The organism is Candidatus Nomurabacteria bacterium (assembly GCA_016699085.1).
In the GTDB taxonomy this organism is placed as follows: Bacteria; Patescibacteriota; Minisyncoccia; order Phycocordibacterales; family UBA9973; genus CAZLWF01.
In genome coordinates this window covers 432,969-445,591 of the sequence record CP064958.1, presented here as the reverse complement: position 1 = coordinate 445,591, position 12,623 = coordinate 432,969, and the positions used below count along the sequence as shown (strand labels likewise).

The 12,623-nt window shown below is 40.5% G+C and carries 10 protein-coding genes, 1 tRNA gene and 1 other RNA gene; 6 read left to right on the top strand and 6 right to left on the bottom strand.

The annotated features are described in order from the left end of the window. Positions 1 to 19 precede the first annotated feature (19 nt). Positions 20 to 475 (top strand): cupredoxin domain-containing protein, encoded by a 456-nt coding sequence (locus IPF86_02375; protein ID QQR49914.1) that lies wholly within the window; start codon positions 20 to 22, stop codon positions 473 to 475. Between the two features lie 68 nt (positions 476 to 543). On the opposite strand, the gene IPF86_02370 is transcribed toward IPF86_02375, so the two are convergent. Next, positions 544 to 1,152 carry a hypothetical protein gene (locus tag IPF86_02370; GenBank protein ID QQR49913.1) on the bottom strand — a complete coding sequence of 203 codons (609 nt, stop codon included), beginning with the start codon at positions 1,150 to 1,152 and terminating at the stop codon, positions 544 to 546. Positions 1,153 to 1,247: 95 nt separating this feature from the next. On the opposite strand from IPF86_02370, the gene IPF86_02365 reads away from it, so the two are divergent. Next, positions 1,248 to 3,428: an ATP-dependent DNA helicase RecG gene (locus IPF86_02365; GenBank protein ID QQR49912.1), complete on the top strand. Its 2,181-nt coding sequence runs from the start codon at positions 1,248 to 1,250 to the stop codon at positions 3,426 to 3,428. A gap of 48 nt (positions 3,429 to 3,476) precedes the next feature. Here the strand turns inward: IPF86_02365 and IPF86_02360 are convergent, their stop codons facing one another. Both IPF86_02360 and IPF86_02355 read right to left on the bottom strand, forming a co-directional pair. Further along, complete coding sequence (locus IPF86_02360) at positions 3,477 to 7,241, bottom strand: hypothetical protein (GenBank protein QQR49911.1); 3,765 nt, start codon at positions 7,239 to 7,241, stop codon at positions 3,477 to 3,479. A 4-nt stretch (positions 7,242 to 7,245) separates the two neighbouring features. After that, positions 7,246 to 7,536 carry a hypothetical protein gene (locus tag IPF86_02355; GenBank protein QQR49910.1) on the bottom strand — a complete coding sequence of 97 codons (291 nt, stop codon included), beginning with the start codon at positions 7,534 to 7,536 and terminating at the stop codon, positions 7,246 to 7,248. A gap of 129 nt (positions 7,537 to 7,665) precedes the next feature. Here IPF86_02355 and IPF86_02350 point away from each other — a divergent pair. Next, a tRNA-Ile gene (locus IPF86_02350) sits at positions 7,666 to 7,739 on the top strand. A gap of 36 nt (positions 7,740 to 7,775) precedes the next feature. On the opposite strand, the gene IPF86_02345 is transcribed toward IPF86_02350, so the two are convergent. Then, positions 7,776 to 8,498 (bottom strand): hypothetical protein, encoded by a 723-nt coding sequence (locus tag IPF86_02345; protein ID QQR49909.1) that lies wholly within the window; start codon positions 8,496 to 8,498, stop codon positions 7,776 to 7,778. A gap of 153 nt (positions 8,499 to 8,651) precedes the next feature. On the opposite strand from IPF86_02345, the gene IPF86_02340 reads away from it, so the two are divergent. After that, positions 8,652 to 9,122 (top strand): hypothetical protein, encoded by a 471-nt coding sequence (locus tag IPF86_02340; GenBank protein ID QQR49908.1) that lies wholly within the window; start codon positions 8,652 to 8,654, stop codon positions 9,120 to 9,122. Between the two features lie 35 nt (positions 9,123 to 9,157). Here the strand turns inward: IPF86_02340 and IPF86_02335 are convergent, their stop codons facing one another. Further along, a complete protein-coding gene (locus IPF86_02335) occupies positions 9,158 to 9,565 on the bottom strand; it encodes a hypothetical protein (protein ID QQR49907.1) in 408 nt (135 codons plus the stop codon). Between the two features lie 83 nt (positions 9,566 to 9,648). Next, positions 9,649 to 11,475 (bottom strand): ATP-dependent zinc metalloprotease FtsH, encoded by a 1,827-nt coding sequence (gene ftsH / locus IPF86_02330; protein ID QQR50698.1) that lies wholly within the window; start codon positions 11,473 to 11,475, stop codon positions 9,649 to 9,651. Positions 11,476 to 11,651: 176 nt separating this feature from the next. On the opposite strand from ftsH, the gene smpB reads away from it, so the two are divergent. Continuing rightward, positions 11,652 to 12,098: an SsrA-binding protein SmpB gene (gene smpB, locus IPF86_02325; protein ID QQR49906.1), complete on the top strand. Its 447-nt coding sequence runs from the start codon at positions 11,652 to 11,654 to the stop codon at positions 12,096 to 12,098. Positions 12,099 to 12,218: 120 nt separating this feature from the next. Continuing rightward, positions 12,219 to 12,607, top strand: a transfer-messenger RNA (tmRNA) gene (gene ssrA / locus IPF86_02320). Positions 12,608 to 12,623: the final 16 nt, after the last annotated feature.

Genomic DNA, 12,623 nt, shown 5'->3' with positions numbered 1-12,623 from the left:
TTAATCTAAAATTTTATATATGAGCAAAACATCAGCAATTATTGGGCTTATCGTGCTTGTCGCTGTCGGAGGATTTTTACTTTTTAATAAAAAGAAGACACCTGAATCGACGACACCAACATTTACCACAGAAACTAATACCTACGTTCCTGATACCAACAGCCAAGACTTCCTTGCTACTCCAGAGCCGCAAACAGTTGCCGTCAGCTATACCAACACAGGCTTTAGTCCAGCAACTGTAACCATCAATAAGGGCGACACGGTAACCTTTGAAAACAAGGGTACTCAAAATATGTGGGTTGCATCAAATCCTCATCCTGCCCACACTGACTATTCAGCATTTGACGCCAAGAAAGGCTATGCATCGGGTGAAAGCTATAGTTATACTTTCACTGAAACTGGCACATTCCCCTTCCATGATCATTTGCATTCTTCACTCGGTGGTACCATCATCGTAGTTGCAGGAGATAAGTAGTTTGATTGAAAAAAGAAAACCCCTTGCATGTAAATGCTTGGGGTTTTTGTTATGTACTTTAACTATACTCAATACGCGTTATATGGCCACAACTTGGATGTGGCATCTTGTTGAACGATTGCATTCCCGATTTTTCTTTCTACTGGATACACTCTTTGTTCAACTTGAACGATTTCACCATTTTCAATAGTCACAATGAGATCCTTTAGTTCTGCCTTTGTTATTTGTTCAAAACAATCTTTGGCCTTATCCAGTAAAAGCATTTTCCTTGCTTTTATTTCTTTACCTTTAGGTGTTGTCTCACCTAAATCAGCATAATTTTTTGGCTCATTATATACTGATTCATTCAAACAAATACCAAATTTATGGTTATTGGAATCAAAGAAATAGACATATGTACGATACATGGTAGCGGGAATTTGACCCTCACCAGAAAGAAAATCTCCTTCTTCGGGCTCAGTTACACGAACACTATCGGGCGTGAAAGTGTAACTCACCGATACGGGTATTGGTACAGGAATTGGTTCATTGCTTAATGTATCAACAGTTGATGGTCCACCGGTAATATCAAATGGTTTATTTCTTGGAACACGATTACCAGACCGATGGTCTTCGCAAGAAGAAAAAATTGTAACAAAAGAAACAAGGGTAATTAGGAGGATTATGGAATTTTTCATTATTTAACAGTTTTGGTTTGAGTATATTATAGCATAAATTTAGCTATCTTGTCAATAGAACAAAAACCTTACAGAATAAGCTACAATAGACCTGCATGCAAAAAAGTGATCTACTTACTACCCATTTTCGAATTGACAGCAAGGCTCAATCAGCCCTCAAACGCTTAAGGATCGTTACTCTCGAGGACATGCTCTATCATTTCCCTGCTCGCTACTCGAGTATTGCAGAACTTCATTTTATTAATGAACTCTCAGTCGGTGAACAGGCAACCATTCTCGGTACGATTACCAAAGCAAATACCAAAAAATCCTTCAGAACAAAAGTACCCATGGCCGAAGTCACCCTCGAAGATCAGACAGGTACTATTTCTATCGTTTGGTTCCATCAAGCCTACTTAGCAAAAATGTTTCGGGTTGGCGATAGTGTCAAAGTTACCGGTCGTGTCACCGAAACCAAACATGGTCTGACACTTACCAATCCAGAAATCGAAAAAACTCCTACTCTTGCGATCGACATACACCATACACTTTTTGCAAATGACGCTACACCACATGCAAGTATTTCCTATCCTATTTACCCTGAGAGCCGCGGCGTAACGTCCAAGTTTATGTACCATGCTATACAAAAAATATTAAAAAGTGATTTACTCGAGTCGATTATTGATCCTATTCCAGAATTTATTTTAAAAAAGTATAGCTTGCCTAAGCTCCAGACTGCTCTCATCTGGATCCATGCGCCCCAAAACGAAAATCATGCGCTCGCTGCGCGCAAACGCTTTGCATTTGAAGAAGTATTTTTCATACAGCTCATCAAGCAAGGAGAACGCAAGAAATTCAAAAATGAACGCTCATACACGATTAGTATTCCAGAGGCGACGACCACAGACTTTACCAAGCGATTCCCTTTTGCATTAACCCAAGGGCAAGAGCGTGCCATCAAAGGCATCACTGCAGATCTTATCAAAGGTCATCCTATGGCACGACTACTAGAGGGTGATGTTGGCTCCGGCAAAACTGCTATTGCCGCAACAGCAGCCTATGGTATCGTCACCAATCGCCCAGCACTGCAGACATTTGGTAATCTCCAAGTAGCCTATATGGCACCAACGGAAATACTTGCCACCCAGCTCTTTGAGAATTTTATTACCTACTTTAGGCACACTGGCATACAGATCGGACTCATGACTGGCTCAGGCTGTCGAAAATTCCCGAGCAAGGTCGCATCTGCAACAACGACCTGGACGACTATTTCGCGTGCGCAACTTTTGAAATGGGTTGCCAACGGGGAAATACCAATACTTATCGGTACTCATGCGCTTATTCAGAAAAGTGTCATCTTCAAGCATCTCGCACTCGTCATTATCGATGAGCAACATCGTTTCGGCACGATGCAGCGCAGCTCGCTCGTCCATAAAGATAACAAGCTCGGTACTGTGGTACCACATTTGCTTTCGATGACTGCGACACCTATCCCCCGAACACTAGCGCTTACGATTTATGGCGATCTTGATCTGACGCTTCTCGATCAAATGCCGTACGGGAGATTGCCTATCATTACTAAAATCATTGCCTCAGCAAAGCGTGATGAAGCGTATAGTGAGATAGAGAAGGAACTCGTCAAAGGCAGACAAGTATATATTATCTGTCCGCGAATCAACGAGCCTGACCCAACCAAAGAACTAGCACTCCAAGCGAAGTCTGTGACTGAAGAAGCAAAACGATTGAAACTGAAAGTATTCCCCAAGTACACCATCGGCATTCTGCATTCGAAAATGACGAAACAAAAGAAAGAAGAAGTTATGGATGATTTCTCAAAGCATGCAATAGATATCCTCTGCGCGACTTCAGTCGTCGAAGTTGGCGTCAACGTCCCAAATGCAACTGTTATCGTTATCGAAGGCGCAGAGCGATTTGGACTCGCACAATTACACCAGCTCCGTGGCCGTGTGATACGCAGCAATGAGCAAGCGTACTGTTACTTATTTGCTGAAGCAAAATCAGAGAAAACTCGTGACCGGTTGCAAGCCCTTGTGACTGCAAAAAATGGTTTTGAACTATCCGAACTCGACCTTACACTTCGTGGTGCAGGTGAGCTTGGTGGAGGGCGCCAATGGGGCATTACTGATATCGGTATGGAAGCAATCAAAAATATCAAGATGGTAGAAGCAGCACGAAGTGAGGCATACGAACTCATAGAATCAGGCAAACTTACAAGCTACCCCGCACTTGAACATGCTCTTGCGGAACGAAAGTCTAACGAAATGCATTTTGAATAATAGTATTGGAGGTGAGAAATTATTAATTTGTGAAGTCTATTATGTAAGTTACTGCGCAAAGGCCAGTGCATTACCACTTACGGTAGGACGAATCTTCTTTTTTGTGATATTTGAATCAGCAATAACTTCTTTGAGGTATTGCTTCATATAGGCACCAGCTTTCTGTGCTTTTGTTTCTTCGGTTGATTCAACTGGTACTACTTCCAACTGTATATCTGGATATTTTGCACGAATACTATTGATAGCTAGTTTTATTTGTCCACGACTGGAAGCGGTCGTCACTGAATCAAACAAAACTATAGCTGGTTTCTTATACTTCTTATTACTCATTATTTTTTCAACTTCGGATTGAAGCTTGCTGCCTGTACTTGTCATAATACCCAAGACGCGGTCAGTATCATTTGCAAAAGTAATTTTCTCTGTTTGTGTTTCTGGAGATACAACTGCCTCTTTGACAGCATCTACGGACTCAGCAGGTAAGGCTTCCTCAGTGATAGCAACTCGGGGATTTTCTGTAGACACTGCATCTGGCTTTTTCTCTAATGGTGTATCAAAAAGATTCTCTGGACTTATCTTTTTTTCTACTTTCGGCAATAAGCCTGCTTCTTGTTTTAATTTTTTCAGCTCATTTTTCTTATTTTCATATTCGTAGGCACTTACTGGTTCGCTATCTTTTATGACATAGCCATTCACGACTTCATACTGACGAAGATCAGCTTCGAGTGTCTTAATTGCTGACTGAATATCTTCTGATACAGCTTGGCTTGCTTCTAATTTTTTGTCACTTACTTTTACTTCAGCTTTTATCTCTTCATTAAAACCTTCAATTTGTCGAGAGACATTATCTGTCTGCAGTATATGGGCAATATCTGGATCAACATCAGATGAATCGACGATGCTTCTAAATCGGTCCTCCATATACGTCGTGAATTTCTGTCCAACAAGCTCTGCTTTAGTTTGTGGTAATTCAACATACGTAAATGTCACATTTGGATGACGAGGTTTCATATATTCGATCTGTGCCATAAATTCTTCACGCTTTTTTGGATCAGCTTCAAAAACTAACACTTCTGGATGTGCGTGCTTTTGTGTGTATGTTGCGACCCGGACTCCGAGATCAGCAGCATTAGTGCCCATAAATCCATAGACATAGTCTGCATTTGGGTTAAGCGCATAATCATTACCTTTCTTTTTTTCTATTTTTGTTGGTTCAGCGTGAAAACCTTGTCCAGGTTTATAGATTGCATCAATGACAGAGCTCTTTGGTTTGTTTCGTTCTTGGATTGTTGCATCTTTTTTATACTGACCTCGCTCGAGAGGTCGACGTCCAACGATCGGCACTGGGACAAATGGCATATGATAATCATCGCCGCCTGTTGGAATATTTAACCGTACAATATGATCAGGAACTGTCGTTACGATCGTATGATCAACTACAGCTTGGCCGGGACCAACAATTGTTGAAATAATTTGGAAATGCTCTTCGCCGGCTGCATCAAACCCAACTGACTGGGCAACTTCTGCAAGTTTACCTGTGAAAATAGTCTCCCCATTTACATTTTTAAACATGAGTTTATTTATTGGATGATCCGGAGGAATATCTATATTCCCTTTTGCATCAACTGGTATTTCAAAAACTCGATGTTGGGAATCAAGGGAAAGTGAGAACAGCATTTTCATGTTGCCACTAGAAGCTTGCCCAGGTACATCAACATGCATACCTTCATGGAAAGATCCTCCTTGGGTCATATGTGCAATATTCATTGTTATATTGCCTTGAGCATCCATACTTGGAGCACCAATACCAGAACCCCAGTGCGTTTTAAGCTCATTTAAGTTTGAGGTTCGTGTATCATTATCCATCCACCCATCACGATGAATCTGACGTGCATCTGGATGGTTTTGCATATAATCATGTGCTGTACCAGACACATGCTGACTGACTTCATGTGAAGCTTGAGTCATCGAAGGAACAATGCCATGCTGAGCAAGCTCTGCTTGTGAACCAGGAGCAAGCGTTCCATCTGGATTGAACTTAAGGTGGACACCACTTGCAACAGTTTGATCGCCGTTCAAGATCTCATATGTCGTACCATCTGGACTTGCGTGAATTGACACTCCCTCTGGAAGCAACATTTTGCCGTTGCCCACGATTATTCCTTGCTCTTGGCCTTTAGGAACAAAGAGGTCTTGTTTGCCTCCTATCCATTCTTGTAGTTTGTGTACAATCGGACCAGCAAGGTGCGCAACACCATAGACAGCAAGTCCAACCGCACTGCCAACAATCACAGTTTTGGCAAATGCTCCGGCAACTCGCTTTGCTTTCATTTTTCTAAAAATTCTATCTTTTGCTTCAATGCCTTTCTCTCCCTCAACCAAAAGATCGCGATACACATTGGTTAGTATTTCCAAATTCCTATCAAAATTCTCTGGTCCTGGCAATGTTATTGCACCAGAAGCGACTGCGTTACGTAATGCAACTTTTAGTTCTGCATTTTTAACAAGCAAGTCGGTTCGATCTGTTTCTATACTATTGAATTTATCATATGAAATGAGATCAATATTTTTTTGGTTATTTAGTTTGGTTCTTGCCTCTAGGTCAGCAACACGCCCCAGAATATCTTCTATAGCACCAGCAGGAAGTTTGCCTTCATTAACTTTTTTTAGATCAGCTTCGAGTCCTGCAATAATTTCTGTCGCACCTTTCATTTCATACGTATTTTTCTCCATATTCCGACGACGCTTCATGTCTTCTTCGGTAAATTCCATACCTTTGGCACGTTCACGCATATGCTGTGAGCGTTCGCGAGTAACACGAGCTGATTCTTTCAGCGCTGCAACGCCACCTGAGAATGCTAGACCCGCAGCACCAAACGTAAATATGTTAGCAAATTTCGATCCCCATCTCCCGGCTTGCTCTCCTGCAACAAGAACTGCACCATATACAGCTGCAGTTGCCAACATTGCACCAGGTGCATTCACAATATATTTCCCAACTTTGGAATTTTGTAAATACTCAACACTTTTATCAAAAGCATTAAAATTCGCTTTTGTGCTCAAACTATCACGGGCTGTACCGAGCGTAATTTCTACATCAAAATCAATCTCAGTAAGTTTTGTCCCGTGATCTACTGCGCTTCTAACTTCTTCGGCTATAGTAAAAAGGTTATCAGCATATAGACTTCCTTTTTTAGCAATTTCTGGATCATACGGAGCAAGTATACGATTCCTTTCTTCTGTAAATGCCGCTTTATCCATAGAGCCTCCCGCAAATGCTCTAATGAGATTCTTAATTTGCTCGTTAACTTCAGCTGGAATTTTCTCAGTTTTTTCTTTCTTAGATTTAAGCTCATCTTCTCTAAGTGTGTCCTTCTCATATTCACTCGTAAAACGATTAACAATAGCCTGCATGGCTTCTTCGCTTGCCTTGCTTGTGTCTACGTTATCAGGACCAAAACCTTTTTCGCCAGCATACAAATTGCCTGTCTCTATAATTTCATTACGCGCCTCCGCGATCTTTTTCTGACGATAATATTCCTGGGCCAGGTTGTGCTTCCAAATTCGATTCCAGTGTTTTTTCAACCAATTACCGGAACGTTCTTCGCTCGACTCTGTCATATTGGCATCGCCAATATCCCGAGCTTGAGTTTCGAGAAGTTTGTTGGCATTCACTACTGCCGCTTTGTAAATTTTCTTTTCTATTTTTTTATTTTTCTCTTCTTGCTCGAGTGCGAGTTTCTCTTCAATATCTTTCTTGGTGCGCTCTGTTACTGCATGATCACTAGCAATATTATTTGGAGTTTCGTGAGGCATGGCATTATCCTACGTACATAGTTCTAAAAGCGAGTAGTGTACTTGCAACTTTTTCATCAATATCTGGTATTTGCTCACGGATAAAGACCTCTGTTGTCTTCTCATCTTTTGCATCGAGCAAACCTTCGAATTCGACTAGTGCGCTTTCAGGCATATTTGCCATTATCATGGCATTGATCCGATCTTCAACGCGCGACAATAAATCAGACTTGATTTGTGCAACAACTTCTGGATCTTTTGTATTGAAACCTTTTTCTTCGATAATCTTATCGACAAACTCTTCAATATTTTTCATATCAAAATTATGCTACTTTAATAAATAATAGTCAATTAGCGTACTTTGTCCTTGTAAGTATAACAAAGAAATACCAAAATAAGGAGTACTGATTGAAATAGTTGCTTATTTCAGTTACACTCCGTTAATCCGTCCTTAGCTCAGTTGGTTAGAGCATCGAGCTTATACCTCGAGGGTCCTTGGTTCGAATCCAAGAGGACGGACAATAGAAAAAGCTTCAGTCAATTATTAACTGAAGCTTAAATTACTACTTTTTTCAAAAATCCTAGAGAATACTTTATATATCGCAAACCTAATATTAAAGCTTCTAATTTACTGGGATATAAATAAAATGCTTTAAACGAGGCTCTCATTAACGCAACTTGTAAGCGCAATTGTAGAGTAAAACTCGGTTTAATTTTTATACTACCACTTGAATAATCCTCTTTTAAATCAATAAGATTATCAGCTAAACTACCGATCATACTTGCTTGCAACATAAATTTTTTTGCCTGCTCGGTTAATTTATTATCGGGGAAAAGTAGCATAAGAACGTTATAATGACCTATACTTTCCGCTATGGTTAGACGTACATACTCTTTTTCTGAATTAGTACATAGACGGTTATCGTGCACTTCAAATAATGCAAGTGATTGCTTCTGGACTGCTCCTGCATTTTTTTTATGAGCAATAATATCTCTTACAAAAACAAAGTGGTCAACGACGTTTTTAGGGATGGCACAAGGTAGCACCTCAAGTTCCCCAACAACAAAACCAAGAATTTGTCTTTGTGGGTTATCAATAACGATATAATTATCGTCAATAATCTGATCAGCAAAATCAATACTGGCAAATACTTTATCAATAATGTCTTTTTCTTTTGTTGTGAAATATACGTTTAATGCTTCTAGTACTTTAAATAAACGACTATTTAAGTTTTGCACAGAGTAATCACATCTCCGTGAAATCTGAATTTCTAACATGCGAAGAGGTTTTGAATTTTAAAATAGTTTAATTTAACAAAACCTTAATATAAAATTGTTGCATTGTCAATAAAAAGCATACATTTAAAAAAGAATCTAATTAGCCATGATATAATGCTATATCAGATTTTATTTACTTTAATTAAAAAACCTATGAATGAATTTACAGCAAAAAAGTTAGGTGAAGTGATTGCCTTTATGAATATCGGCAAAGAAACATTTTCAAAGACGCAGGCAGTACTTGAACCAGTCTTAGGTGAAGGTGTTTTTGCTGACATGGCAGAGAAATGCAGCATATATGAAGAGAACATTGCCAATATAGTAAATGAAAGTGGTGTAAAAGAAACTACCAATGAAAAGCGTGACGAAACTCTCAAAGAGTTGCGAGATATGCGAGACGAATACTTAGAACACGGATGGCAAGAAGCAAGTGAGATACTGGAATGGCATGGATTCTACTTTGGAGCGTGTATGGTGCATTTTGCAGTTATCAAAGGCGCAGCGGAGACGATAAGTAACGAGCCTCTCATGATGCTCGCCGATGAAGCACTCGATGCCTATCATTCATTTCTCGACATTGTCGCCGGTGAATTGCAAACCATTGGTCAAGATAAAGCGAAATAAAAAATGGACTCTAACGAGTCCATTTTATTTTAAAACTACAAAAAACTTTCAAACATTTTCTTTATGAAGAGACATGCCTGCCAAGCCACATAGAATGGTAGGACAACAATATTGGCAAAAAGTGCTGCATCCTTTGCTCCCTTTAGAAAGTCAGAGTAGTCTTTTATATTGTTACGATATACACCCAAAACTATAACAAAACTAAGAACTAAACTACCACCAATAGTAATGACCCCGATACGGTATAGCAATAACTGTAAGGTAAATACAGAATGATCTGCCAGTAATCCAAGCATGAAAATAAATAACTTAAGAGAGAGGGCGAACGCTGCTATTGCCCAAAACAGTACACCGGAAGTTATGAGCAAGCTCAAAAAAATAAGCCTACAAACAAAACCTGCAGTTCTTTTTTGCTGATGTCGAAATGGTATGATACGTGCCATGAACATTTTTCTTTTACCATACGCCTGCTTACAATAAAAGTCAAAACCCTCACTATAGTGAGGGTTTTGACTTTTATTGTAATTTATTCTGCTACAACAAGATCTGATTTTTGTCCTTCTTTCTTTTTCGGCATGATGCCATGCATTTTGATGATATCTTCGTACGCTCCTTGTTCGAGAGTCTCGACTTCAATAAGTTTCTCTGCAACAGCATCGAGTGCCTTGCGGTGAGTAGTCAGTACATCACGAGCTTTCGCAAATGCCGTATCCATAATTCTCTTGACCTCACTATCAATCTTGCCAGACATTTCTTCAGAATATTCATGACTCTCAACTCCTCTGCCAAACAATGGACGGCCTCCATCAGATTCTAGTGCGATTGGACCGATAAGCTCACTCATGCCCCAGCGGGTAACCATAGCTCGCGCAAGTGATGTTGAAACCTGCAGATCATTTGATGGACCAGTCGTAATATCACCGAAAATCATTTCCTCAGCAACGTACCCGCCGAGCGACATCGCAATATCATCGAGGAATTCTTTCTTGGATTGTAGTTTACGATCTTCAAGTGGAAGTTTTAACGTATAGCCACCTGCTCTCCCACGTGCAACGATGGAAACCTTGTGCACAGGGTCAGCATATGGCAAGACTGATGCGATCACTGCATGACCAGCTTCATGGTATGCCGTGATTTTCTTTTCATGTTTCGAAAAGAGGTGGCTTTTGCGCTCTGGACCAAGCATAACTTTTTCTATAGAACGAATGAGATCAAACTGCGCAACACTTTTCCTGTCTTCTCGAGCAGCGAGAATTGCTGCCTCATTCATAAGCGAATAAAGATCAGCTCCTGAAAACCCTGGTGTACGCTCTGCAATCACTTTGAGATTAACGTCTTCGGCAAATGGCTTCTTGCGAGCATGAATAATGAGAATCTCTTCTCGGTCAGAGCGATCAGGCAAATCTAGAATCACTCGTCGATCAAATCGGCCTGGTCGTAGTAGTGCGGGGTCTAGCACATCTGAGCGGTTCGTCGCAGCCATAACGATCACTTTTTCATTAGGCTCAAAACCATCCATCTCAACCAATATTTGGTTAAGGGTTTGTTCACGTTCGTCGTTGCCACCACCAACACCAGTACCGCGGACACGGCCGACAGCATCTATCTCGTCGATAAAGACGATCGCGGGCGCTGCACGCTTGGCCATCATAAAAAGATCTCGCACGCGTGACGCACCAACGCCAACAAACATTTCAACAAACTCACTACCTGACAGATGGAAAAATGGCACTGCAGCTTCTCCTGCAACTGCTCGAGCCAAAAGTGTTTTGCCTGTACCTGGCACGCCTGTTAGTAATACCCCTTTAGGAATTCGAGCTCCAATATCCAGAAACTTTTTTGGATTCTTGAGGAAATCAACAATCTCTTTGAGTTCCTCTTTAGCTTCTTTACTACCAGCAACATCTTTGAAGGTTACACGATTATTCTTATCATTTGGATCAGTAATTTTTGCTTTGGATTGACCAAACGAAAATGCCTGCATGCCTGCACCTTTGACTTGGCGAGAAATAAAGAGGAAAAATACGACGACAAACAAAATAGGCAGCAGTATGGGTAAAATCGTCGCCAGCCAAAAGCTTACACCTGATTGGCTTTTGATATTGATTTCGGTTGCAGCGATCTTTTCAGCTGGTACACCATAATTAGCAAGCGTTTCAGTGAGCGATGATTCCAATTCTTTTTTTGATTTCTCTTCTGTACCGTCAGCAAGCGTAATGGTAAGCTTGTCACCGTCAACAATGATTTTTGTTACCTCGCCATTATTGATTGATGTTGCAACTTCTGAAAGTGGGACTTCTTTGGTCGTTTTTGTATTGCCGACAATAAGCGTATAGGCAGCTGTAATAGCCATAAATATAAGGAACGCAGTCAACAAGTGGCTACCGATACCGGCCTTGGGCATATTCGGCTTTTTACCTTTCGAACTTAGATTTTGTAATGGCAATTTCATATATGTTTTTGATAGAGCATAGTATACAGGAAAATGTCAAAAACGAAAATAAAGGTCAATATGCTACAATTTTCTCTATGGCAGCCTACGCAACCAATCGAAAAGCACATTTTGACTACGACATACTCGAGAAATATGAAACCGGGATCGAACTTATCGGAACCGAGGTCAAATCTATACGACTAGGGCAGGCAACACTCGAAGGTGCCCGTGCGCTTATTCGCGGAGGCGAAGCTTATGTTGTCGGCATATCGATCCCACCATATCAAGCTGGTAATACTGCCGATGACTATGATCCACTGCGCACCAGACGACTGCTTTTGACAAAAAAAGAAATCCTAAATCTTGAAAAACAGCTCCTCACGAAAGGATTGACACTTATTCCTATATCATTGTATAATAAAAGCTCGAAAATTAAGGTAGAGATAGCGCTTGCTCGTGGCAAAAAGAAATTCGACAAGCGTGAGACAATCAAGAAACGAGATCTCGACCGAGAAATTCGAAGAAATGTAAAAGCTCGTTAAAAAAATCAATCAGTGAATATTCTTCATAAAAGACTTGCGAATGCGACGGCGCGAGCTCAAGGAATTTTTGAACACAAAAATATCCGTGCTTTTAGAAAGAATATTCACTGAGATATATCTGGGACTGCAAGGCATCGACAGAGGGATGCTTTAGCTATATGCATGTCGAGTACGTACGTATTCTCGTTAACCATCGTGCAACCTCTAAATGCAAAAGCATTTGGTTCAGTAAAGTCTCCATACTTCAGTATGTCAGATTTTGCTTTCGCTCGAGCGTAACGCTCGCGAATGTCAGACTATTCTCTGTTCGATGGAATAACTCTGACACTATATTATCGAACTAGAGAAAGAGGAGTGTCTCACCTCTTCCTCGAAACAATGAGACTTTAGTTTCTCTGTATTTTGTTTGTTTCCTAGCATAGAAACTGAACACAAAGAAACATACTACACATGTAGACGTATAGGTAAATCCCCTTTGCACGGGAGTTCAATTCTCCCCAGTTCCACAAAAATAAAACCCCGCGA

Coding starts and splice junctions, on each gene's coding strand:
- IPF86_02360 (QQR49911.1), bottom strand. CDS start 7,241: ATGCCTCACGAAACTCCAAATAATATTGCTAGTGATCATGCAGTAACA.
- smpB (QQR49906.1), top strand. CDS start 11,652: ATGGCAGCCTACGCAACCAATCGAAAAGCACATTTTGACTACGACATA.
- IPF86_02365 (QQR49912.1), top strand. CDS start 1,248: ATGCAAAAAAGTGATCTACTTACTACCCATTTTCGAATTGACAGCAAG.
- IPF86_02370 (QQR49913.1), bottom strand. CDS start 1,152: ATGAAAAATTCCATAATCCTCCTAATTACCCTTGTTTCTTTTGTTACA.
- IPF86_02375 (QQR49914.1), top strand. CDS start 20: ATGAGCAAAACATCAGCAATTATTGGGCTTATCGTGCTTGTCGCTGTC.
- IPF86_02340 (QQR49908.1), top strand. CDS start 8,652: ATGAATGAATTTACAGCAAAAAAGTTAGGTGAAGTGATTGCCTTTATG.
- IPF86_02335 (QQR49907.1), bottom strand. CDS start 9,565: ATGGCACGTATCATACCATTTCGACATCAGCAAAAAAGAACTGCAGGT.
- ftsH (QQR50698.1), bottom strand. CDS start 11,475: ATGGCTATTACAGCTGCCTATACGCTTATTGTCGGCAATACAAAAACG.
- IPF86_02355 (QQR49910.1), bottom strand. CDS start 7,536: ATGAAAAATATTGAAGAGTTTGTCGATAAGATTATCGAAGAAAAAGGT.
- IPF86_02345 (QQR49909.1), bottom strand. CDS start 8,498: ATGTTAGAAATTCAGATTTCACGGAGATGTGATTACTCTGTGCAAAAC.